Source organism: Cobetia sp. QF-1 (assembly GCF_002213105.1).
Classification (GTDB): Bacteria; Pseudomonadota; Gammaproteobacteria; order Pseudomonadales; family Halomonadaceae; genus Cobetia; species Cobetia crustatorum.
In genome coordinates this window covers 377076-400866 of sequence record NZ_NBVS01000004.1, presented here as the reverse complement: position 1 = coordinate 400866, position 23791 = coordinate 377076, and the positions used below count along the sequence as shown (strand labels likewise).

22 protein-coding genes are annotated in these 23791 nt (G+C 58.3%); 7 read left to right on the top strand and 15 right to left on the bottom strand.

Translation table 11 applies throughout. The annotated features are described in order from the left end of the window. Positions 1 to 10: 10 nt before the first annotated feature. From phnK to CFN46_RS10135, 10 genes are all read right to left on the bottom strand, one after another. The gene (phnK, locus tag CFN46_RS10180; RefSeq protein WP_088743446.1) at positions 11 to 829 is read right to left on the bottom strand and encodes a phosphonate C-P lyase system protein PhnK; all 819 of its coding nucleotides are present in this window, start codon (positions 827 to 829) and stop codon (positions 11 to 13) included. Continuing rightward, the gene (locus CFN46_RS10175) at positions 826 to 1686 is read right to left on the bottom strand and encodes an alpha-D-ribose 1-methylphosphonate 5-phosphate C-P-lyase PhnJ (protein WP_088743445.1); all 861 of its coding nucleotides are present in this window, start codon (positions 1684 to 1686) and stop codon (positions 826 to 828) included. The genes phnK and CFN46_RS10175 overlap by 4 nt, the downstream gene beginning before the upstream one ends. Continuing rightward, the gene (locus CFN46_RS10170) at positions 1683 to 2939 is read right to left on the bottom strand and encodes a carbon-phosphorus lyase complex subunit PhnI (protein WP_088743444.1); all 1257 of its coding nucleotides are present in this window, start codon (positions 2937 to 2939) and stop codon (positions 1683 to 1685) included. The genes CFN46_RS10175 and CFN46_RS10170 overlap by 4 nt, the downstream gene beginning before the upstream one ends. Continuing rightward, entirely contained in the window at positions 2939 to 3643 is a 705-nt protein-coding gene (phnH, locus tag CFN46_RS10165; protein ID WP_088743443.1) for a phosphonate C-P lyase system protein PhnH, read from the bottom strand. The genes CFN46_RS10170 and phnH overlap by 1 nt, the downstream gene beginning before the upstream one ends. A 2-nt stretch (positions 3644 to 3645) precedes the next feature. Then, the gene (gene phnG, locus CFN46_RS10160; protein ID WP_088743442.1) at positions 3646 to 4122 is read right to left on the bottom strand and encodes a phosphonate C-P lyase system protein PhnG; all 477 of its coding nucleotides are present in this window, start codon (positions 4120 to 4122) and stop codon (positions 3646 to 3648) included. Then, complete coding sequence (phnF, locus tag CFN46_RS10155) at positions 4119 to 4976, bottom strand: phosphonate metabolism transcriptional regulator PhnF (protein WP_088743441.1); 858 nt, start codon at positions 4974 to 4976, stop codon at positions 4119 to 4121. Before phnF ends, phnG begins: the two co-directional genes overlap by 4 nt. 90 nt (positions 4977 to 5066) lie before the next feature. Further along, complete coding sequence (phnE, locus tag CFN46_RS10150) at positions 5067 to 5861, bottom strand: phosphonate ABC transporter, permease protein PhnE (RefSeq protein WP_088743516.1); 795 nt, start codon at positions 5859 to 5861, stop codon at positions 5067 to 5069. A gap of 130 nt (positions 5862 to 5991) precedes the next feature. Further along, on the bottom strand, positions 5992 to 7047 hold the full coding sequence (gene phnD, locus CFN46_RS10145) for a phosphonate ABC transporter substrate-binding protein (RefSeq protein ID WP_088743440.1): 1056 nt from the start codon (positions 7045 to 7047) through the stop codon (positions 5992 to 5994). 138 nt (positions 7048 to 7185) lie between these two features. Next, entirely contained in the window at positions 7186 to 8046 is an 861-nt protein-coding gene (gene phnC, locus CFN46_RS10140) for a phosphonate ABC transporter ATP-binding protein (RefSeq protein WP_088743439.1), read from the bottom strand. A gap of 341 nt (positions 8047 to 8387) precedes the next feature. Then, a complete protein-coding gene (locus CFN46_RS10135) occupies positions 8388 to 9281 on the bottom strand; it encodes a LysR family transcriptional regulator (RefSeq protein WP_024950885.1) in 894 nt (297 codons plus the stop codon). A 114-nt stretch (positions 9282 to 9395) separates the two neighbouring features. Between CFN46_RS10135 and CFN46_RS10130 the strand changes: the two genes are divergently transcribed. The 6 genes from CFN46_RS10130 to CFN46_RS10105 all read left to right on the top strand — a co-directional run bounded on the left by CFN46_RS10130 (position 9396) and on the right by CFN46_RS10105 (position 16650). After that, positions 9396 to 10850, top strand: coding sequence for an aldehyde dehydrogenase family protein (locus CFN46_RS10130; protein WP_088743438.1), 1455 nt, complete (start codon positions 9396 to 9398; stop codon positions 10848 to 10850). 9 nt (positions 10851 to 10859) lie between these two features. After that, complete coding sequence (locus CFN46_RS10125) at positions 10860 to 11861, top strand: dipeptidase (protein ID WP_176426455.1); 1002 nt, start codon at positions 10860 to 10862, stop codon at positions 11859 to 11861. A gap of 111 nt (positions 11862 to 11972) precedes the next feature. Then, positions 11973 to 13589, top strand: coding sequence for a BCCT family transporter (locus CFN46_RS10120; RefSeq protein WP_088743437.1), 1617 nt, complete (start codon positions 11973 to 11975; stop codon positions 13587 to 13589). Between the two features lies 1 nt (position 13590). Further along, positions 13591 to 15390: a hypothetical protein gene (locus CFN46_RS10115; RefSeq protein WP_088743436.1), complete on the top strand. Its 1800-nt coding sequence runs from the start codon at positions 13591 to 13593 to the stop codon at positions 15388 to 15390. Then, on the top strand, positions 15387 to 16175 hold the full coding sequence (locus tag CFN46_RS10110) for a DUF3726 domain-containing protein (protein ID WP_088743435.1): 789 nt from the start codon (positions 15387 to 15389) through the stop codon (positions 16173 to 16175). The genes CFN46_RS10115 and CFN46_RS10110 overlap by 4 nt, the downstream gene beginning before the upstream one ends. A gap of 97 nt (positions 16176 to 16272) precedes the next feature. Next, on the top strand, positions 16273 to 16650 hold the full coding sequence (locus tag CFN46_RS10105; protein ID WP_088743434.1) for a RidA family protein: 378 nt from the start codon (positions 16273 to 16275) through the stop codon (positions 16648 to 16650). A gap of 91 nt (positions 16651 to 16741) precedes the next feature. On the opposite strand, the gene CFN46_RS10100 is transcribed toward CFN46_RS10105, so the two are convergent. The 4 genes from CFN46_RS10100 to CFN46_RS10085 all read right to left on the bottom strand — a co-directional run bounded on the left by CFN46_RS10100 (position 16742) and on the right by CFN46_RS10085 (position 21943). Continuing rightward, positions 16742 to 17764: a GTP-binding protein gene (locus CFN46_RS10100; RefSeq protein ID WP_088743433.1), complete on the bottom strand. Its 1023-nt coding sequence runs from the start codon at positions 17762 to 17764 to the stop codon at positions 16742 to 16744. Between the two features lie 63 nt (positions 17765 to 17827). Beyond that, positions 17828 to 19573, bottom strand: a complete 1746-nt coding sequence (locus CFN46_RS10095) for an amidohydrolase (RefSeq protein WP_176426454.1) — start codon at positions 19571 to 19573, stop codon at positions 17828 to 17830. A gap of 90 nt (positions 19574 to 19663) precedes the next feature. Then, the gene (locus CFN46_RS10090; protein WP_217897812.1) at positions 19664 to 20899 is read right to left on the bottom strand and encodes a YjiH family protein; all 1236 of its coding nucleotides are present in this window, start codon (positions 20897 to 20899) and stop codon (positions 19664 to 19666) included. Positions 20900 to 21202: 303 nt separating this feature from the next. Then, entirely contained in the window at positions 21203 to 21943 is a 741-nt protein-coding gene (locus CFN46_RS10085) for a class II aldolase/adducin family protein (protein WP_088743431.1), read from the bottom strand. A 170-nt stretch (positions 21944 to 22113) separates the two neighbouring features. Here CFN46_RS10085 and CFN46_RS10080 point away from each other — a divergent pair, with 170 nt between their 5' ends. Further along, positions 22114 to 23016, top strand: coding sequence for a LysR substrate-binding domain-containing protein (locus CFN46_RS10080; RefSeq protein ID WP_217897811.1), 903 nt, complete (start codon positions 22114 to 22116; stop codon positions 23014 to 23016). Positions 23017 to 23056: 40 nt separating this feature from the next. On the opposite strand, the gene csiR is transcribed toward CFN46_RS10080, so the two are convergent. Further along, a complete protein-coding gene (gene csiR, locus CFN46_RS10075) occupies positions 23057 to 23740 on the bottom strand; it encodes a DNA-binding transcriptional regulator CsiR (RefSeq protein ID WP_088743430.1) in 684 nt (227 codons plus the stop codon). Positions 23741 to 23791 lie beyond the last annotated feature (51 nt).

Sequence of the window (23791 nt, the reverse complement as noted above, 5' to 3'; positions counted from 1 at the left end):
AATATTCCGCTCATGGCGTCAGCACCGATGACACCAGCAGCTGGGTATAGGGGTGCTGCGGATCGTCGAGGATCTGGTCCGTCAAGCCGGCCTCCACGACACGGCCTTGGCGCATCACCATCAATCGATGGGCCAGCAGGCGTGCCACGGCCAGATCATGCGTCACCAGAATGACGGATAGCCCCAGCTCCCGCGTCAGGGTACGCAGCATGTCGAGCAGACGTGCCTGCACGGACACATCGAGGCCGCCGGTGGGCTCATCCATGAAGACCAGTCGCGGCTGAGTGACCAGGGTGCGCGCGATCTGCAGGCGCTGCTGCATGCCGCCGGAGAAGGTGCGTGGCGCATCATCGATACGGCGCGGGTCAAGCTCCACCCGCTCCATCCAGTCCTGTCCGGCAGCACGTAGATCCCCGTAATGGCGTTGACCCAATGCCATCAGGCGCTCACCGACATTGGCTCCGGCAGAAACCCCCAGGCGCAATCCATCGCGGGGATTCTGATGCACCAGCCCCCATTCCATGCGCAGTAGCGCTCGACGACGCGCTTCCCCGATGGCGTAGAGGTCGAGACTCTCAGTGGCGCTCCCAGCGGCGGCGCTGGCCTGTTGAGTGCTGTGATAGATCACCTGGCCCTCATCGGGTGCTTCCAGGCCTGATAGCACGCGCAGGAGCGTCGACTTGCCGGAGCCGGACTCCCCGACAATGCCCAGCACTTCGCCCTGATGCAGGGTGAAGTCGATGTCCTGACAGCCCTGATTGGGGCCATACAGCCGCGTGATGTTGCGGGCGTCGAGCAGAGCGGGACGCTTCAGCTGAGGGCGTTTCATGCCACCTCCTCGCGACGGTTCTGGCAGTAATCGGTGTCAGAGCACACGAACATGCGTCCGCCCTGATCATCGGTGATGACTTCATCAAGAAAGCTGTCCGTGGCGCCACATAGTTCACAGGGCGTGTCCCACGCTTGAATCTCGAAGGGGTGATCCTCGAAATCGAGACTCTTGACGCGGGTGTAGGGCGGAATGGCGTAGAGGCGCTTTTCACGTCCCGCCCCGAACAGCATCAAGGCGTCACTCATGTCGAGTTTGGGATTGTCGAACTTGGGGATGGGCGAGGGATCCATCACATAACGCTCGTCGACCTTGACCGGATAGGCGTAGGTGGTCGCGATATGGCCATGGCGAGCGATGTCTTCATAAAGCTTCACGTGCATCACGCCGTATTCCTCAAGGGCATGCATGACACGAGTTTCTTCCTCACTGGGTTCGATGAAGCGCAACGGTTCCGGAATCGGCACCTGATAGACCAGAATCTGGCCCTTGGAGAGCGCTTTTTCAGGAATGCGATGGCGGGTCTGGATCACGCTGGCGGCTTCGGTGCGGGTGGTCGTCTCGACATGGGCGACGCGCTCGAAGAAGGTGCGAATGCTGACGGCATTTGTCGTGTCATCGGCACCCTGATCGATCACCTTGAGGACATCATCCGCGCCCAGGATGCTGGCGGTCAGCTGCATGCCGCCTGTTCCCCAGCCATACGGCATCGGCATCTCGCGACCTCCAAACGGCACCTGATACCCCGGGATGGCGACCGCCTTCAGCAGGGCACGGCGAATCATGCGTTTGGTTTGCTCGTCCAGGTAGGCGAAGTTGTAGCCGCTGTACTGGCTGTCTTGACCAGAAGTGTTCATGCCGAGGTCTCCTGTGAACGCCGCGGCGCTGAGGGTGCAGAAGAAGGTGCAGAAGAAGATTCAGTAGAGCTTTCTGACGGGAGTTCTGAAGAGGACGCAGACAACGGAGCTGATGCGGTCGTATCTTTCAGCCCAGCATCCATCTCGTGCGCTCTTGCGCTCTCGACTTCATCAGCAGTGCCACCGCCGTCGCGGGCCGCATGCTCACGGCGCAAGCGACGCAGCAGCTCAAGTTCGGACTGAAAATCGACGTAATGAGGCAGTTTCAGGTGAGAGACGAAGCCGGACGCTTCGACGTTGTCAGCATGCGCCAGCACGAACTCTGGTTGCTGAGCCGGGCTTTCGACGGGCTCGCCCAGCTCCTCGGCGCGCAGTGAACGATCGACCAGCGCCATCGCCATGGTCTTGCGCTCATTGCGGCCAAACGCCAAGCCATAGCCCCGCGTGAATTGCGGTGCTTTCTCACGGCTGCCGCCGAATTGATTGATCATCTGGCATTCGCTGATGATGATCTCCCCGATACACAACGGGCCATCGAAGCCCTCTACCTCGATTTCCACCTCGACCGCCCCTTGGCGAATCTCACCGCTAAAGGGGTGGTTGCGGCCATAGCCCCGCTGAGTGGAATAGCCCAAGGCTAACAAGTAGCCTTCATCACCGCGTGCCAGCATTTGTAGTCGTGTTGCGCGGTCTACCGGAAAGTCAGGTGGATCACGCGTGATGTCATAGGGCATGGCACCGTCATCGACTTCCTGCTCGATCAGACCCTCTGCATCGAGGCTATCGAGAACCTGAGGACAGGCCTCTAGCGCGACCTCGGCGCGTGCTGGTGCGGGGCACTCACCCTCGGCCAGCAGCATGAAGTCGAGCAGGCGGTGGGTGTAGTCGTAGGTGGGGCCAAGCACCTGACCGCCCGGAACATCCTTGAAGGTGGCGCTGATGCGGCGTTCGACTCGCAGATCGGCGGTGCGCAGGGGCACGCTGTCAGCTAGACGCGGCAGGGTGGTGCGGTAGGCGCGCAACAGGAAGACGGCTTCGGTCAGATCGCCGCTGGCCTGCTTCAGCGCCAGTGCCGCAAGGTCAGGGTCATGCAATGAGGCTTCTGCCATGACACGGTCGACCGCGAGTCCGAGTTGTTCGCGGACCTGTTCGACGTCGATTTCGGGTTGATTGCGATCACCACGACGGCGGTCTGCCATCCAGCGATGCGCATTGGCGATGGCTTGCTCGCCTCCTTTGACGGCAACGTACATCAGGCGTGCTCCTCGGTAGCAGTGACGACATCGATCTGAGTGCTGCGGGGGATGGCTATCAGATGCGTATCAGCGGTCAGAAGGGCATCGAGCCCCAACGGAAAATGCGCGCGATTGCAGGCCAGTCGCTGCATCAGGGCCTCTGCCTTCACGTCCAGCGCCACCACACGGCTGTCACGGATGCCGGGGCCGCTCAGGCGCCAGTCTCGAGTCGGCAATGGCCCATGTGCCGGGGCGTGAGGGGACCCCTCGGCAGGCCTCAAGGTACCCGTTGCCGCCAGTACGACGATCAAGGTGGTGCTGCGATCAGGGTAGGTATCGCTGCCTTCACTGACATTCGGCATGCGCTGACAGCTGTGCGGTGTCACGAGGGCAAAGTCGGCCTCGTCCGCGCATGTCACGATCCGTGCACCGGTGTGAAAGCTGATGGCGGCGGCTAGGCCATCACGGTTGAGCTCATCGGCGATCCAGAGGCGTGACTCGAGATCGCACAGGGCCAGCAGCGTCCCCCATGCCGCGCTGGACAGCGCCACGCCCTGGGGCATCGACGACACTGGAATGTCGTGCACGGTCCCCGGCTCTGACATGGCGCTCAGTAGCTGGCGGAACAGGCGCTGGCTGTGGTGGACGGCATCATCGAGCGCTGGCCAGTCGTGCGGACGCAATTCGCGGGTGGCGACATCGTATTGAGCTGCATGAGGCATGTTCATTCCCCTCGAACCAGAGTGAAGAAGTCGACGCGGGTCGCTGCGGCTTGTTGAGACTGTGCGTCATGCTCGGCCGCGAGGCGCTGTGTCAGCGGGGCAATCAGGGCTTCATCTATCTGGCGTGACCAGCGCGCTTCTCGGGCACACGCATCAATCACCGCGATGAGTTCGGCATGTTCGCGATCTCGCCCGGCTATCCAGCCGTGGCCCAGGGTGCCGCCGCTGGACGTGCCGTCGTCGAGCGCGACACTGACGCGGGTGAGGGTCATCTCACCGAGATTGAAGGCATTGCCCGAACCGCCCATGCGGCCCCGGACCATGGCCATGCCGATGTCGGGTCCACGCACACAGCGATGCGAGACGGTGATGTCGAGCCGCGCCCAGCACTCGCGCAGGTGCGCAAGAGGTGTCAGTGCGAGCACGCGGTGACGTTGTGCCGGGGTGACGAGCTCTGAGGGAGAGGAGTCAGGAGTCATGATGCGCCTTCGTCGTGGTCAGCCTGATGAAGACCAGAGTCGTGTCGTGGACTCGAGTCATGAGGGAAATCAAAGTGATAGGCGACGCGGTCAGCACGGGCTCGACTGACCGAGACTTCGACCAGGCGCCGTTGCTCATCGACGTTGTCACTGGTCAGCACCATCAAGGGCGACAGGTGCGGGCACTGCAGCAGACGGCTGTCATCGCGATCGGCCTGGCTGGCTTCCAGTCGTACCTGAGCGCGGGACAACCGCAGGTGGTAATGCTGGTCGAGTAGTGCCCGTGTCGACCCCCCGCGATAGCGCTCGCACCAGTCCGGCACGCGCGCGGGATCAAACCAGTGGCGCAGGCGCAGCAAGGGCGCGCCATCGACGCTGCGCAGAGTGTCCACGCACAGCAACGATGCATCGTCATCCAGCCCGAAACGCGCGGCGATGCCGGCGGGAGGGCGTAGCAAGCCCTGGTCCAGGCAACAGGTGTCGGTGTTGAATCCCAGCTCCGCCAGGTTGTGCGTCACCTTGCTGCCGGCATTGACCCTGTAGTCCAGGCGGCGATCGACCACCTGAGTGCCCCAGCCTTGATGGCGCGTCACCATGCCCGCCGCCACCAGCTCATCGAGCGCGTGGCGCACGGTATGGCGATTGACGCCGAAGCGCTTGGCCAGAGCGGCCTCGCTGGGCAACTGGTCCCCCGCGCTATGCTGGCGACGAATCTCATGCGCCAATTCATTGGCGAGCTGGCGATAGCGCGGCTCGCTTTGGGGCTGTTGACGCGCTTGCTGGCGCAGCTGTTGTTGACGATCAGTCTGACGATTGTGTTGCTGACGCTCGGGAGCGGCGACTTGTCTAGACATGTGAGCTCCTGGAGAAAGACCCCTGCATCAGGGCCTCTTCTCATCCTTGTTGATCAATGGGCGCGATCTGATGATCATTCCCTGCAGTCGCTAGATGAAGCGTTTGCGCAGACGTTGTGAGGCCATGTCCAGTCCGGTCACGGCGACGATGATGACCAGCATGACGGCGGCGGTTTCGGCGTACTGAAAGCCACGCATGGTTTCCCACAGCGCCACTCCGATACCTCCGCCCCCGACCATGCCCAGCACCGTGGCGGAGCGGATGTTCGATTCAAATCGATACAGGCTGACCGAGATCCACAGCGGCAGGACCTGAGGAATCAGTCCGAAGATGATTTCCTCGATGCGCCCGGCCCCCGTCACGCGGATACCTTCTCGGGGGCCGGCATCGCTGGCCTCGACCGCCTCTGAATACAGCTTGGCCAGTACGCCCGTGGTATGGATGAACAGCGCCAAGGTGCCAGCGAAGGGCCCCAGGCCCACGGCAACCACGAACAACATGGCAAAGACCAGCTCATTGATGGCGCGACAGGCATCCATCAGGCGGCGCATGGGTTGATAGACCCACCACGGCACCAGGTTTTCGGAGCACAAAAGGCTGCAGGGCACCGCGACGATGATGGCCAGCAATGTGCCCCAGATGGCGATCTGGATCGTGATCAGCATCAGCTCGATGTAGTGGCTGAGATTGCCCCAGGTGGGCGGAAAGAAATCGCCGGCGAGAATGGCCATGTTGTCGGCATTCTCGATCAGCAGCCCCGGGCGCATCTCGGCGCCTTGCCAGGCCCAACTCAGGACACTGATGACCACGAACCAACCCAGCAGGGTGGTCCAGCGGCGCGGTGCCGGCAGGGACAAGGAAGGATGTGTGATCGGAGTACTCATCGTGTCTCTCTCAGAGGCGTTCACCCGCGGGTGTCGGCAGTCGCTGTCGTCATCGTGATGATCAGGCGGAGCGAGCATCTCTTGCTCGTGGGTCGCTCATGGGTCGCCCCGCCTGACAGGGATGCAATGCTCAGCCCGCGACGGCTGCTTGCTCAGCCTTGGCATCAGCCGTCTTGTTGTCAGACGCTTGGGTATCAGCCGCCTTGATTTCCTTCATGCGCATGTCGAGTGCTTCAAGCTGTGTGTCCAGCGCGGCCAGCTTTTCCTTGCGGTCGTCGTCTGACAAACCCTCGTCCTTGGCGATTTCGGCGCGCTGCTTGAAGAAGGCCAGCTGGCGAATCGGCAGCAGCTGGTCGTTGTCAGACTTGACGAATCCGGCCCACTGCAGCGGCGTGAGCACGGCCTGTTCTTCCGGGCTATCGCCATAGTTGAGGAAGAAATCACGCAGGTGAGTCTTGGTGTCTTCCGCCAGATTGGTGCGCCATACCAGTGGGTCAGAGGGGATCAGCGGGGACTTCCAGACGACACGAAGCTGCGCGGCCTTCTCGGGTGCCGTGATCTCCAGGCGCTCCATGCCTTCGCTGTTGAAGGTGGCAACATCCACCTGCTTGTTGGCGACTGACAGCGCGTTGGTCTCGTGGCTGGAATTCAGGGTGCGTTTGAAAGCGGTGGACGCATCGATTCCGTTCTTGGCAAACACGTAATAGCCCGGGACCAGATAGCCGGAGGTGGAATTCGGATCGCCGTTGCCAAAGATCAGGTCAGGCGCATTTTTCAATACGTCATCGATGTCGTGTAGATCACTGTCACGATTGACGATCATCAGGCTCCAATATCCCTGCTTGCCGCCTTCTGCCACGGTCTGGGCAAAGATTTCACCACCGGCACGATCCACGGCTTCCATGGCGGACTTGTTGCCGTACCAGGCGATGTCGATCTGATTGAAGCGCATGGCTTGAATCACCGCGGCGTAATCCGTGGCGAAGAATGGCTCGACCTTCATGCCGAGGGACTTTGACATGTCAGCCAGGAAGGGCTTCCACAGCGGCTGCTGGTTCTGGCTCGATTCAGTGGAAATGATGCCGAACTTGAGCGTCTCGGCGGCAGCGGCCAACTGGGCACCAGCGGCCAGACCTAGACCTACGATCAGCGGAAGGGTCAGACGACGAAAGGAAGCGGAAGCCATGGGGGAGTCTCCAAGAGGCAAGCAGTGGATCAAGCAATGGGGGAATGAAGCGCTGGTCTTGAGATGGACTGGTCCATAAAAGTGCTGATCAACAAGTAGTGCTGGTCAACAAGTAGTGCTGGTCATGGAAGTGCTGGTTCACACCATGGCCGGTGCGACTTTTCGGGGCGCCGTGTTCTTGACTGCGCTGAGGGCAGGCGTTGTTGCCGAAGGCTCACCCGCGCGGAGTTCATCGAGCCCGGCATTTTCATAAAGCGCCTGCAGACGCTCGTCCGTCAGCTCGCCAATGGCGCCGTCGAAGTAGAGACGGCCATCTTTCAGTGCAATGGCGCGATGACAGTAGCGGCGGGCGACATCGACTTGATGCAGTGTGATGACGACGGTACGACCATCCTCGGCATGGATACGACTCAGAATCTCCATCACCTCGCGGGCGCTGCGCGGATCAAGCGAGGCGATGGGCTCATCGGCCAGGATTACCTCGGCGTCCTGCATCAATACCCGCGCGATGGCGACACGCTGCATCTGGCCGCCTGACAGGGTATTGGCCCGCTGATGGACCATTTCTTCCAGCCCGACGCGTGCCAGGCAGGCGAGGGCGCGTTGGCGCTCCTCATTGGTGAAGCGGCCCAGTAGCGAGCGCAGACGCGGCATGCTGCCCAGCGTGCCGATCAGCACGTTGGTCAAGACGCTCAAGCGGCCGACCAGGTTGAATTGCTGGAAGATGTAACCCGTGCGGCAACGCTCACTCCGGCGGGCACGACGCAGCCGTCCGGCATGCTGGACTTCACGTGCCATCAGCGTGATGCGCCCACCGCTGTGACGATTGGCGCAGGTCAAGCCGACCAGGTGGCGCAGCAGCGTGGACTTGCCAGACCCCGAAGGGCCGATGAGGGCCACCATCTCGCCGGGAATGACACGAAAGCTCACGTCGTCGAGCACCTGGCGGTGTCCGAAAGACTTGTTCAGGCTCTCGACAGTAATCGTGGGAATGCTCATGACGCCTCTCCTCTGGGGATGGCATCAGTGTGACGGGAGAAGATGAATGGCAGTTGTCTAGACAATGTCAGTTTGATGATGATCGTGGTTCATCATCTTGCCGCCAAGTGGAGGGGCCACTGATCAATGAACCATAAATCAATGACTTGACGGTGAGTGACATCCTGATGACATGTTATTGCCATCGAAATGCCATCTTGGCTGGTGAAGTATGAAAGAGACTGGAGTCGGCAAGAAGCCGAGAGTGGGAATGGTGATGGCTAGCATCAATGTTGTGCGTGATGACACTGGTCTTGATGCCGAGCACTGCGTTCCTCGTCGAGATAAGAGATTGGCCCATATCACTGCAGGGGGATACCAGATGCTCCCAGACTTTCAATGATGAAGTCCGTCATGGCTTGTGCTGCAGGTGAGAGGCTGTAGCCTTTTCGGCGGATCAGTCCGACCTCACGACTGACACTGGGGTCGGCCAGCTCAATGAAGCGAAGGCGTTCGTATTCCTGCGGAAATGCCAGGCGAGGAAGCGTCGTTACCCCCATGCCGGCGACCAGGGTGGCGGTGAGCGAGATCATGTTGGAGATATAGAGGTCATGCATCTCCAGTAGTGATTCAGCAGCGGTCCCTTGCAGCAAGCGCGAGGTGCCATTTCCTATCAGGGATTCACCTTGAAGCTCCTGCCACATCAGTGATGTGCGTCCTGCCAGTGGATGGTCGTCTCGGCAGACGACTCCCACTTCATCATGAAACAGCGGCTGGAACTGCAGCTCTTCATCACTTCCCCATAGGCTCGATAGACCGATATCGACTTGTCCGCTGATCACCTGTTCCCGTACGAAGTCGGCATTTCCATCGTGCAATCCCACCTTGATGCCTGGATAGCGACTGACAAATTCCGAGAGCAATTTCGGCATCAAACGACTGGCCACCGAGGGCACCACTGCCATGTCCAGCTGGCCGGCCTCCCTGGCCGCGCGTGCCTGCAGCTCACGACTCAGGCGATCATGTTGATTGATCAGCTCTCTGAAGCGCGGCAAACAGTAGCTGCCGTAGGGTGTCAGGGTCGCCTTGGTTCCCTTTTCAAACAATGCCTCGCCCAGGCGTCCCTCCAACTCTCGTATGGCCATCGACAGGGCGGGTTGTGTGCGGTGCAGATAGCGAGAGGCGGCATGGAAACCGCCGTGGTCCACGACCGCCAGAACATAGCGCAATGGCGTTATCTTGAGCTCTGCGATCATTGAAATAGACCTTAGTTTGATGGTAAGAAAAACTTATCATAAGTGATTTATTATTGATTATCTTTATCCCATGAACCCTCTTAGGCTGATGTCACCGCGTCTAAGGAGGTTCACATGTCTCAGCAGTCTACTACCACCGCTTACTCTCTCTATATCGATGGCCAATGGGTCTCGGGACAGGGCAATGTCGCTAACATCAATCCGTCTGATACCCGCGATGTCATCGGCCATTATGCGCAGGCCAGTGTCGATCAAGTGGCTCTGGCGATTGCCGCCGCCAAGCGCGGTCAGATCCAGTGGGCGACTTCCGGGCTTGAGCAACGCTATTCGGTATTGATGACCATTGGTGACGAGCTTATCGCGCGCAAGACGGAGCTAGGCAAGCTATTGGCACGCGAAGAAGGCAAGACATTGGCAGAGGGCATCGGTGAAGTTCATCGCTCTGGCCAGTTCTTCCATTACTACGGTGCTGAAGTTCTGCGTCAGATTGATGAGCGTGCTGACTCGGTACGCCCTGGCGTCGAGATTGAGATTCGCCGTGAGCCTGTTGGTGTCGTGGGTGTGATCAGTCCCTGGAATTTCCCGCTGGCGACGGCGGTGTGGAAGATTGCGCCCGCATTGGCCTTCGGCAACTCGGTTGTCTTCAAGCCGGCCAACCTGGTCCCCGGCAGTGCCTGGGCACTCGCCGAGATCATCCATCGTCAATCGCTTCCGAACGGGACGTTCAACCTGTTGATGGGCCCGGGCAGTAGCGTAGGTGATGCGCTAATTTCCAGCCCTGATATTCACGCATTGTCCTTCACCGGCTCTCTGGAAGTCGGGCGGCGTGTTGCCGCGGCGACGGCCGCCAATCTGGTCAAGTGCCAGCTGGAGATGGGCTCCAAGAATGCGCTGATCATCGCAGACGATGCTGACATGGAGCTGGCGGTTGAAGCCGCCTTCAATGGCGCTTACTCGGGCACTGGGCAGAAGTGCACGGCGTCATCTCGTTTGATCGTTACGGAAGCAGTGCACGACGAATTCGTGGAAAAGCTGACGCAGCGACTGGCTGAGGTGCGCGTTGGGCATGCACTGGAGGACGGCGTTCACATGGGGCCGGCCGTCGATGCCAAGCAGCTGGAATCCAATCTCGGCTGGGTTCAGCGTGCACAGGAAGAGGGCGCGCGGCTGGTCTTTGGGGGAGAGCGCCTGGAAGGTGCGACTGATGGCTACTTCATGAGCCCGGCACTGCTGGTGGATACCACCAATGACATGGCGATCAACCGTGAGGAAATCTTTGGTCCGATAGCGTGTGTCATCAAGGTGCGCGATGCAGAAGACGCCATCGATGTGCTCAACGACACGCACTTCGGCCTGACTGCCGGCATCATTACCAACTCGCTGAAACTGGCCAGCAGCTTCAAGGCGCGAGCGGAAACGGGCTGCGTGATGGTCAATCTGCCGACCGCGGGCACGGATTACCACGTCCCGTTCGGTGGACGTAAGTCATCGAGCTTCGGCCCGCGTGAGCAAGGTCGCTATGCGCGTGAGTTCTACACGGTCGTGAAGACCTGCTACATCAAGGCGTGAGGAGGCTCCATGTCAAAGACAATGCTGACGATCGATGGCCTGCAGTACTCCAACTGGTCTCGCGAGATCTTCGAGCAGATGCGTGAAGGGGGGCTGGATGCCGTGCATGCCACCCTTGTGTATCACGAGACGACCCGGGAAACGCTGACACGTCTTGGCGAGTGGAATCGACGTTTTGAAGCCTATCCCGACCTGATCATGCCCGTACATGTGCCACAGGATATCGCTATCGCTCAAGCCAGTGGCCGCATCGGTATCATCCTCGGGGCGCAGAACTGCTCACCCATCGAAGATGACATCGACATGGTGGAAGTGATGCGTGATCTCGGTCTGATGATCATGCAGCTGACCTATAACAATCAGAGCCTGCTGGCGTGTGGGTGTTACGAAGCAGAAGACAGTGGGATCACCCGTTTCGGGCGCCAGGTGATTCGCGAGATGAACCGCGTCGGCATGGTCATCGACATGTCGCACAGCGCCGAACGTTCCACGCTCGAAGCGATCGAGATATCGGAGCGGCCGGTCATCATTTCGCATGCCAATCCGGAAAGCTTCCATCCGGCCAAGCGCAACAAGTCAGACAAGGTGCTCAAGGCAATCGCAGAAAGCGATGGCTTGTTGGGGTTCTCGGCCTATCCCTTCCATTTGAAGAATGGCTCGGACTGCACGCTGACCGAGTACTGCGAAATGATCGCGAGAACCGCCGACCTCATGGGCATCGAGCACCTGGGTATCGGCACCGATCTCTGCCAGAACCAACCCGTCTCCATTCTGGAGTGGATGCGCAATGGCCGCTGGTCGAAGGACATGGATTATGGCGAGGGCAGTGCAAGCAATGCCGACTGGCCTCGTCCGCTGCCCTGGCTGCGGGATAGTCGTGATTTCCCCAATCTCATTGCTGGTCTGAGAGCGGTCGGCATGTCCGAAGAGGAAGTGGCGGGCATCATGGGCAAGAATTGGGTCGCGCTACTTGAACGTACCGCCACGAAAAGAGAGGCAGTCCTCTACTGAGAGGAGATGCATGGCACCTGTGCCGAGCCAGGAATCCCCGGGATATCGCTCGGCCACCAACAACCATAATAAACGCCTGCCAATGACGAGAGTTCGTCAGAGGAACGCCACATGAAATCATCACAAAAGATTGCTGCGCGTGAGAAGCACGAGGCGCTGCCCGAAGGTCAGTATCGCTTCGGGGACCCTGTCGTCCTGATCTGCAGCATCGGTTTTATCCTGCTGTTCATCGGTCTGTCCCTGTTTGATCTTGAGGGGGTGGCGGAAGCCATCAGTGCCGGCTTTGCCTGGACCGCCAGGACATTGGGAAGCTACTTCCAGATTCTGCTGCTGCTGACCTTCTTCATTGCACTGGGGCTTACCGCCACGCCTGCGGCCAGCGCCCGGATCGGCGGTACGCGTACTCCGGAGCTATCCACCTTCAAGTGGGTATCGATCATCATGTGTACGCTGCTGGCCGGAGGGGGGGTCTTCTTCGCTGCCGGCGAGCCGGTCTATCACTTCCTGGTGACACCGCCGGCTTTTGATACCGAGCCGGGTACCGCGCAAGCCATCGCTCCTGCACTGGCCCAATCCTTCATGCACTGGGGCTTTCTTGCCTGGGCGATACTGGGCAGTTTGACCGCCATCGTGCTGGCGCATGCCCATTACGATAAAGGGCAGCCATTGCAGCCCAGAACGCTGCTTTACCCGGTCTTCGGCGAGAAGGTCATGAAGGGCAAACTGGGCGGAGTGGTGGATGCCTTGTGTGTCATCGCTGTCGTAGCGGGTACGGTTGGCCCCATTGGCTTTCTGGCGACCCAGGTCAGCTTTGGACTGCATGAGCTTTTCGGGGTGACCAATGACTATACGACACAGTTGAGTGTGTTGGTGGTGCTCGGCATCGTTTATGTCACCTCGGCGGTGACCGGCATCGACAAGGGCATTCAGATCATGTCCCGCTTCAATGTCTTCCTGGCCTTGGCCGTGGCTGCCGTGATCTTCATCTTTGGCCCGACCTTGTTCATGGTCAATGCCTTCACTCAGGGCTTCGGTCAGTATCTGACCTCGTTCTTTGCCATGTCGACCATGACGGCCCAGAGCGCACCTGATTGGTGGATGCAGTGGTGGACGGTGTTCTTCTTTGCCTGGTTTCTGGGTTACGGGCCTCTGATGGCCATCTTCGTCGCACGTATTTCCAAGGGCAGAACCATTCGCCAGATGATTCTGACTGTGGCCGTCCTTGCGCCAGTGGCGACAGCGATCTGGTTCACGTTGCTGGGGGGCGCCGGTATCTTCTATCAGTTCACTGGCGTGATTGACCTCACTGATGCCTTGAACAACTTCCAGTTCGATGTTGCCACACTGACCGTCGCTCAGGCGCTGCCCGGTGGCACGGCCATGGCAGTCGCCATCCTGACGTTGACGACTATCTTCGTGGCCACCACGGGTGACTCGATGAGTTACGCCATTGCCGTCGTCAGCGCGGGACATGATGACCCCAGTCCACTGGTACGCGCCTTCTGGGGGATCAGCATGGCGTTGATGGCGGCGATCCTGTTGTACATGGGGGCCGGCCAGATCAGCGCGTTGCAGCAGTTCATCGTCATCACGGCCATTCCCGTGTCACTCGTACTCTTGCCGTCACTGTGGACCGGGCCACAAGCCGCATTTGCAATGGCGCGTGCCCAGGGCATCACTAGCCAGCGTCCTGCGATACTGCCCGCTGATGAAGCAGGGGAGCGTTGATATGTCTCGCAAGGAGTATGGCGTGCGCCTCTCATCAACAGAGCAACGTCTGCGGCTGCGGGCGCCGGATGATGTGATGCAGCTTGAGCGTCTGGGCAGCCTGCATGCCAGCCGCCTGAGTTTCGTGAGAAGTCTGATGCGTCAGATGGCTCGTCAGCGCTGGCGGATCACTACGACACGTTTCGAGCTGGATGCCCACGGGCATGGCGTGGCGATTTATTGCTTGCAGACGCCGAACAAGCGTTATCACGGCGTCATCTTCTCCCAGGCACTGGAGGATGCGGCGCGTTCTGATCGCGTGATCGCAGAAGCCTGGGATGTCACGTTCGGCGTGGTGGAAGGTGACGTGGACGATGCTCTGCTGGAGCAGATGGCCGCCAATGTGCCGCTGCAGGAAGCAGGGCGTCAGCATCCAAGAATTCTGGTGCTATCGCGAGCCAATCGCAGTCTGCGTAATTTCTCAAGCTTCCTGGATGCCCTCAGCGCAGGGCATCAACCACAGCCTGAGTGGTTGACGAACGTGGGCTATCTCTACCGGACCACGGCGGTTTACGGCAACGGCAAGTTTGGTATCGCGGATTATGACCGCCTCAAGGACAACGCCGATTTCCATCGCCCATTCTCAGCCCAGATGCTGGCGGTGTACCTGCTGCGCCATTTCTCGATCCAGCAGATCGAACATATGGCATCTGCCCGCGCGCCAGAAACCGCTGTCCCGTTGGCAACGTCACTGAGACGCTATCTCGGCATTGGCAATTCGACCGGCTTGGGGATGGCGCCCTTCCTGATCAATCATCCGCAGCTGGTACAGCGCTGGATGGAGAGTCGTGAGCTAGCTCTTGCAGAAGTGACAGCCCAAGTGCCGAGAGAGCAGGAGCGTGCGCAACTGCTGGCACTGCTGCAGCGTGCCGAAATCCATCTACGGCAGACGATCACCGATGATCATGAGCAGGCCCTGCGCAATCAGGAGACGGTTGCCTCGCTCCCGGAGTTGAGAGTCTGGCTTGAGGTCGTGCCATTGGGGCCTGAGTTGTGGCAGGAGCTCATCGATTGGAGTCGCCAGCAGCATGGGTTGGAGGCACAGGAGTTGGTGAACACCCTGTTACTGGAGCTGTATCCGGACATCGTTGATCGCTACGAGGATTCCATGGCGGTGACGGAAGGCCTGGAATTGACGCCAGACATGCCGCTGGTTCATCTCAAGCAAGTGATCGAAACGCATTATGACTGGGCGCTACGTTTTGATTTCACCCAAGGCGAGAATCGTCACTGGTTCTGGTATCGCTCGGTAGAGAAGGAAGAGCCTCGTCTAGGCGAGCGAGACAAGGAAGCGGGAGCCGACAAGGAAATGAAACTGGCGATTGCCCCGCGGGTCGCGGATACCCATGCCGCGATCAGCCAGTATCTGGAAGAGAACCCGCGGGCGCTCGTGGTGGAGTTCCTGATTCATTGCCCACGCCACAAGGATATCGTGCGGCGTATCCAGACCATGTCCAGCACGAGCTTTGGTGAAATACGCGCCAATCTCTGGGCACGTGACATGAAGCCCATGCATCTATTGCGCACCAAGCTGTCTTTCTTCGGTGCCAGTCGTTTCGACCCGAAGTCCGATCGCTGGGTGCGGATCACCCTGTTCCAGGGAGCACCGCTGGTGGAGGAGCTCAACGCCGAGCCCGATGACCTGCTTGCCTTTGATGACTGGAGCTTTCCGCTGGAGCCGCAGATCAACCGCGAACCCGTAATGGGTATCACTGAGACATCACAACAAGAATCACCTCAAGCAATGGGAGGGATGTCATGAAGGTCTCCTACAACGAACTTCATGGTCTTTGCCGCAAGGCATTTCAGGCGATGGGCTTCGAGGATGGTGACGCGGGAGATGCCGCGGATATGGTCGCCTGGATGCAGTTGTATGAGCTGCAAGGCCTTGCTGCGCTCAATCGTGGACTGCGCTATCTGCTGGAAGACTCGGAAGAGCGACCGCCGGAAATCATCTATGCCGATGGAGATCTCGCGGTGCTCGACAGTCATGGGCATAGCGTATTGAAAAGCTCATCGCTGGCACTGGAACTCGGCTTTGCCAAGGCGCGGGCGCGTGGTCTTGCCGTCATCAAGATTCAGCATTGTCATAACCGCCAGTTGATCATGGGGTATCTGGCTCGTCTGGCGGGGCGGGGCATGAACGTGACCGCGTTCTGGCGCAATGCCCAGGATGTGAACGAGGCGGTTGGAAGTCCCATGATCGAACAGGTAGTGGGCTTCAGGGCCAACAGCCCGGTGCCCGAGATACGGGTATATGCCGTGCGTGAAGTGCCGGAGGAGAATGAGCCCAATGATGGCATCACTCTGGTGATGGCCAACCACGTGGATCTCTTGCCGTCGCTCCGTTCTGAGTACGACGTTGATCTTCTGGCCTGTCATGAAGAATCCCAACTGCTTGCCTGCCGTCAGCGTGCCATGCAGGAAGGCATCGACGTCGACGACGAGCTGTGGCTGAGACTGAAAGCACTGTCCACGCGTCTGCTGGTCGAGGCCACGGAAGATTCCCGTAGTGGTGCCGGTGCTGGCACGACTGACAACGACTGATCATCAGTCTCCTGATAGACGATACATCGTGCAGTGCTTGTCGGTCTCGGATTGGCGAGGGGCTGCGCGTCAATTGAAAAATTCTCGAGGGTTCACCATGGTTCATCCTGTCGCAACTGATCTATTCGCCTCTCGTGCACCCTTGTCCTGGGCGAGTGTCGGCAATGGCATTCTCTTCACCGCACAGATTCCCATTGATGCTGGTGGCAATGTCGTAACAGGAGGGATCGCTGCCCAGACACGTCAGACATTGGATAATTTGATGCATACGCTGGAATGCGCAGGAGGGAATGCGTCATCCCTGACGCAGGTGCTGATCTATGTGACTGAGCGTGAACACCTGGCGACGGTCAACAGCATCTATGCCGAATACGTTCGTGAACCCTACCCCAATCGTGCCGCCATCATCGTGTCTGGATTTGCGCGCGAAGAGATGTTGGTCGAGATGGTGGCGTATGCTGCAATAAGTGAATGAGAGGATATTGAGTTTTTGAATGTCTAGTGACTCTCCACCAGAGACTCCTGTGGCGTCGAGGAGTCTCTGGTTTTAGTTCTTGTTGAACGCATCAATTGATGACGGCTGTAGGCTCTACCTCGTCATGACATGCCTCAAGGAGCGTCCTCAAGGTATTTGCGTCGATAGCGCCGCGCTTCCCAATCATGATCAATTGAGTGCTTGGCGTTGCTCCCTTCCATGGCCCCGCAGGCGTGATCTCGCAACGCGTTCCTACAAGATGAAGAATGCACCTCTGGTCGCGAGCTTCCGCGACATGACAAATTCCCTTGGCACGATAGATGGCGGCAGGGAGGCTAGCCATCACGTTGCGGAGAGCCTTCAGGTTGAGCGGGATGTCGCTTTGCCAGCTCCATGTGTCGAACAGGCTGTCGTGTTGGTGAGGTACTGTCTTGAACGTCTCGAATGTCGTCGTGGATGGCGTCGATGCCGGGGCGTGACGGCCATCAGGACTGACAGGTTCAGCAGTGGTCTTTCTTTCCACGCCGAGCAATAACGCCAGCGGAACCACCCCATGTTCACTTTCTATCACGCGTGCGTTTGGATATAGCCAGCGTGACTTGAGTGCAGTGCGTTGATCCGGTGTGAGCAGGTCGGTTTTGTTGAGTATGATGATATCGGCGGCATCGAGCTGCTCGGTGGCCAGCCGTGTCATATCACTATCCAGATCATCAAATTGAGCAGCATCGACTACCGTCAGAATGCCATCGATATGGAGTGACTGACGAAACTGAGGATAGCGCAAGGTGTTGGCGATCTTGACCGGATTCGAGACACCGCTGGCTTCGATGACCAGATGCTCGGGACGTGTCTGTGGGTCTGCCAACAGCGTGGAAAGTTGCGCGATCAGGTCGCCCTCCACCGTGCAGCAGATACATCCATTCGCCAGACTGACGGTGGTCTGGGTCTGGCTGACGATCAACTGCGAATCAATGTTGATAGCCCCGAAGTCATTCACCATCACGGCCATGCGGCGACCATGATCACTGTTGAGCAGATGATTGAGCAGCGTCGTCTTGCCCGCACCGAGAAATCCTGCAACCAGCGTGACGGGAATGCTGTGCTGTTGTGACATGGAAGTTTCCTCTCATTATTGAGCCAAGCGGCTTCGCTTGGCTCGCGGTCAGGAAGTCGGGTGTCAGAAGGCGGGCAGTGGTTCCTGCCAGGTAGCAGCCATATCGGTATCCGTGAAGGCTCCCAGACGATCCCAGGTCACTTCTCCTTCCAGCAGAGTCAGCTCCACTTGTGTGGCATGCAGATTTCCCTTGATGGCGATATCGAAGAGGTCACGGTCCAGCACGATGAGATCGGCAGACTTGCCGATGGAAATTGAACCGGCATGTTGCTCGATACCCATGCACCATGCGCCGTTGATCGTCATGACACGAATGGCTTGCTCGAGTGAGATGGGCTGGCCAAAGAATTGACCCTCTTCTTCACCGAAGGGATTTTGACGGGTAATCATGGCCTCGAACCCGATCCACGGATTCAGGCTGGAGACCGGCCAATCTGTCCCCATCACGGCATTGCCGCCGGCCTCCAGGACCCCCTTAAAGTTGTAGGCACGCTGCATGCGTTCTTCGCCGAAGACAGCGCGAGCATTCGCGAAGGAGGAGGGGAACCATCCGACGGGCGAGAATTCGGCAGTGACATCCAGTGCCTTGAAGCGTGCAAGGTTGGTGTCCAGTAGCGTTGTGCTATGGGCGCATTGATGACGCACGCCACTATTGCCATTACGTGCTCTTGCCTGAGCGACGGCATCCAGGAAGATATCGGAAGCTCCATCACCGGTGCAGTGCGCGATGACACGAATCCCTTTGCGATCCATGTCGACCACCATGTCGACGATATGCTCTGGCGTGAGATTCAGGTGTCCTCTCCAGTTCTTCTCGCCTGGCCAGGGAGTTGATAGATAGGACGAACGTGATTCGTGAGTGCCATCGAAGTGAAACTTCACCGCATTGGCATTCAGGCGATTGCTCCGATAGTAATGACGCTCTCCTGCCAGTAGCTCCCAGCGCCGTTTGACCGGGAAGATATCATCCTGCCAGCTGATGGCTGCTTCTACTCGGACGGATAGCTTGCCATCTTGATCGAGACTGCGAAGTGCATTCAGGCGGTGTTCGCAGACGTGCACGTACTTGGTGCCCACCACGCCATGTCCACTCTGGAAATGCAGCCCCTCTCGATAGGCACGTGTCAGCGCATGCTGCGGTGTTGGTGGCATGGTGGCGTGGATGATGGCGTAGGCACCATCGACTAGAATGCCGGAAGGTTCATGGGTAATGGAGTCTCGCTCGATATAGCCATGACGTGGGTCCTGAGTCTCAGCGGTAATGTTTGCCAGCGCCAGCGCGCGCGAGTTGACCATCATGCAGCCCCATGAGCGATCAAGAATGGCCACGGGGCGATCAGGCATGAAGCTGTCCAGCCAGTCACGATCAGCGACCAACCCAGCCTGCTTGAAGGTATAGCGCACGAAATATTGGCCGTAGATCCAGCCATCGCCCGGATGACTGTCGGCGTAGTCGAGTATTGCCTGCTTGACCTCCTCCGGGGTGGGATCCTCAAGGCCGATATTCAGATAGTCGGCATAGCCGGGTGCCAGCGCCAGGTCGGGGTGAGTATGCATGTCATAAAGCCCTGGCATCACGAAACGACCTTCAAGGTCGATGACCTTGGTGTGGTCTCCAATGAATGGTGTCACATCATCTTCATTACCGACGGCCATGAAGCGACCACTGCGAATCGCGACGGCTTTCGCCCAGGGAGTATTGTCGTCCACGGTATGGATGTTGGCATTGATCAATACGATATCGGCGGTCTCTGTCGGTGAGGAGGCCGCTATAAAAGAAGGTGTCGACAGGGTGCTGGAGGTAATCATTATCATGAACTCATAATCTAAAGGAGAAGGCACAGCACGAGAGAAGAGCGAGGCACGGGCGTGCATCACGATGGGATGCACGCCCGTTCATCAGCCGATCATCCAATGTCCCAGCAGGGCGAGGATAGGCAGCGAGATCAGCACTCGCAGGGCATAGATCATGACCAGGTCACGTAATGTGAGCCCAATGTCAGCTCTGACCAGGATGATGGCAGCTTCGGTAAAGAAGATGATTTGAGTGACGGCGACACCCGCCATCACGAAGCGTGTCACTTCGCTTTCGATTCCAGCCCCCAGAATGGAAGGCATGATGCTGTCGACGATGCCGGCGAGTAGCGCGGGCGCTGCCTGAGCAGCCTCAGGAAGACGCAACAACTCCAGATAGGGCACCAATGGCAGTGATAGCACCTGGAATAACTGGGTGAACTCGATCAGTGCCAATCCGACACATCCCACCAACATCATGGCCGGATAGATGGAGAAGGCCACATCTGCGCTGATCTGAAGCCCTTGCTTGAGCTGTTCTGTGGGAGAGTTGGCTTGCTCGGCACGTTCGACGGCGCGGCGTAGACCAAGGGCCAGTACACCTTCTCCAGGACGACGGTCTGTCTTGAGCTGCTTGCCGACTGCGGGATGGTAGACCGGCAATTTGTTACGTAGCGGTGGCAGCTTGGGCACAATGATGGCGCACAGGACGCCGGTGATGGCAACGGCGATGTACCATTGAATGAACATCTCCTCGAGGCCGATCAGCTTGAGCAGCAAGTAAGAATACGCAATCGAAACGATCGAGAAGTTGGTCGCGATCGTGCACGCCTCACGACTGTTGTAAAATCCCTGACGGTACTGCTGAGTCGTAAGGATGATGCCCACGCTGGAGGCTGACAGCCAAGAAGCGAGGCAGTCCACCGCTGCTCTCCCCGGCAGGCCGAAGAGACGCTCGAACATGCGGCTGCACAAGGTACCGGCGAACTCCATCAGTCCGTAGTCAGTCAGCAGAGGTAATAGCAGTGCTGACAGGAAGTAGATGGCCAGGACGACTGGGCCAATATCATAGAGCATCACGCCGCCGGTATTGCGGCTCCATACCCACTCAGGCCCTACCTCGAAATAGACCATCGTCATCAACAAGGCGCCGATGACGCGTACGATGGTCCAGCCCATGCCGGGATTGAATAGCGTGATCAAGCGTCCCTTGCGGTGGCGTAATGGACTGAAGGTGACGGCCAGAGTGATCAGACTAGGAATGATGGCGACCGCGGCCGTTGCCGTCACCATGAGGGGTTTGAGTACATCATTGATGTAGTCGATGACGAACGCGATCATGATTGTCGTCCGCCCATCAACACTGATGGGCGTAAAGAAAAGCAAAACGCCGAGAAGAGTGGGGATCAAGCATTTGAGCAGCTGTTTCGTGCTGTAGCGAGATTGAGGGGCTTCTGAGGCGACGGGAGTCGGGCGGTCGGTCATGGGACGCGTACCTTTTTTATAGTTGTAATGACGAGTTGATGGTTGTCGTGAATCATCAATCTGTGCTTTTACGATGTCATCGTGCAGGCAGCTCGTGCCAGGGCGGATGTGTCCAGCGCGAGTATGTCTGCCGTGCTCATCCAGAAACGGCGTGCCGTTCTAGAGACGGAAGTCGGGCGCTTCTCTGTCCAGACGCCGTAGTTCCGCAGCCCAGGTCAATGCCACGCTTTCTGCGTGGTAGCGAGGGTTCTCGAACTGCTGAGCAGTGAATTCACACTCTTGTGGTGAAGGCATGATGAGAGGGCGACCCATCTTCATCGCCTCAAGCTGAATCTCGCAGGCCTTGTTGAGGTAGAACATGTTGAAGTAAGCCTCAGCGACACTGCGGCCGGTGGTCAGCAGTCCGTGATTGCGCAGAATGGCGCATTGTCGATTACCGAGTGCTGCCACGATGCGATTACGGACTTCAAGGTCGAGTGGAATACCTTCGTAGTCGTAATAGGCCACGCGATTGTAGAAGGCCATGTTGGTTTGATTCAGAGGAAGAAGACCCTCTTCCAATGCCGCGACTGCCATGCCAGCCAAGGTATGAGTATGCATGACGCATACGGCATCATGACGATGCATGTGGATGGCACTGTGAATCGTGAAGCCCGCAGGATTTACCTCAGGATCATCAATATTCAGTTTCTGCCCATCAATACCGATAGTGACCAGATTGGAGGCGGTAATCTCTTCTGGCAGCAAGCCATAGGCATTGATCAGGAAAGCCGGTGTCTCACCTGGCAGGCGTACGGAGATATGAGTGAAAACTTGATCGCTCCAACCGTTTCGCTCCAGCAGGCGATAGGCGGCGGCCAGATCGGCTCTCAAGGTCTCTTCAATCGCGGGTTTTGGCATGTGGCGCACTCTCGGACGGGAAGGCATAAGACAGCGGTGCGGCTCAGGACACGGGATAAGGGAGTGCTCGTCCTGTGGCAGGCTGGCCTTGCATGCATCCTAGGTTGCTTGTGAGAGAGCGAATATCGATTTATTCTTCAGAAGCTCATTCCAAAAAGTCATGACCTACCATGCAACGACAGCTCCCCAGCATGATCTCTCTTCGGTGCATCGTCGCCTTCGCACGCTTTTCCAGCGTTACACGTGCAGCCGAAGAGCTGAATATTACCCAGAGTGCCGTGAGCCGCCAGATCAAGAATCTGGAGGAGTTTCTGGGCTGCCCGCTGGTAACGCGTTCTCGACAGCGGCTGACGCTCAATGAGTTGGGGCAGGCCTATGTTCATGAGGTCTTGCCATTGCTCGAGAGCCTGGAAACAGCAACTCATCATGTGCGTACCAGTCATGTTGGTCATCTGCGTATCGGGGCTGAACCTTCGTTTACCTCTCGCTGGTTATTGCCAAAACTCAAGTCCTATGCCGGACTCAATCCCGAGATTGAGCTCGAGATCATGAACGATCTGCGCCGGCTGTATGACAGTCACGAAGGCTATGATGTCGGCATTCTTTTTGGAGAGGGCAACTGGCCAGGGTTTGATGCACGCTTTCTCATGTCCAGTGAACTACTTGCCGTCTGCACACCGGACCTTTTGACAGAGAGAGGTCCTGTCATCGAACGACAGGATATTCTGCGTTACCCGATTCTCCATCACGTGGCGCATTCACCGTTGATGAAGTCTTCCACTCAGTTGTGGTTGGAAGCAGCGGGGCTGTCGATCAGAGAGTGCAATGCATTACCAGGGCAGCGGTTGGAGCACTTTCAGTTTGTTCTTGAAGCGGCTTTGCATGGGCTTGGATTAGCGATATTGCCGCGTTATTTCGTGGCACCAGAACTTGCTGAGGGACGGCTGGTGGTCGCAAGCACCTCGCCCTTGAGGTGCGGTGGCTATTATGTGGTAGTGCCCTCAGGGCAGCATGATCCCAAGGTCAGTCGCTTTGCGGATTGGTTATTGTCCTGGGAAACCTCAAATGAGTGAAGCTCGATTTGAGCGAACATGTCTGACCCGATTGAAAGAATTAGCCGGCTTGAGATTCCAACAAGGCGGTAATCAGAGGCACTGGCGTCATGAGGTGTGCGCGGACGAGTTCGCCGGCGCCTTTGGCATCGCGTGACAGGATCACCTCTACCAGCTCGTCGTGTTCATGGCGTTTGGCTTCCAGTGCTTGTGGCGAGAATACCGTCTGGCATAACCACAAGTGCCGGTAGCGCTCAGCCTGATTGAATAGCGACTCGCGCGCCTGTAGTAGATGAGGTGAGCGACAGCCGGCTGCAATGGCCGTATGAAAACTCTGGTGACGAGCATCCCATACGTCCAGCATCTGCTCTGGACCATTGATCTCGATGACCTTGTTGAGTGTATGCGCCTTGGCAATGATGTCAGCCTCCCAGTCATCGTCTCCCCGCGCGATGGCCAGTTCCAGAACCAATCCTTCCAGATTGGCCCGCGCGTCATAGATATCCTTGAGTTCCTTCACCGACATCGGTGCTACACGGTAACCGCGCTGGCTGACTGCCGTGACGAGGCGTTCGCCTACCAGCTGCGACAGCGCTTCGCGCAATGGTCCGGTACCCAGTTCGTAGCGTGCCTTGAGGCGACTCATCAGCAGCTTTTCACCGGGAGTATGTACGCCCCGGATGATGTCCTGCTTTATCTGCTGATAGGCGCTGATGGCGAGATTGGGGCGTGAAGATACAGGCATGGTAGTGATCCGGACAGCAAGGGTGGGGCGATGATACCCAATCAAGCTGTC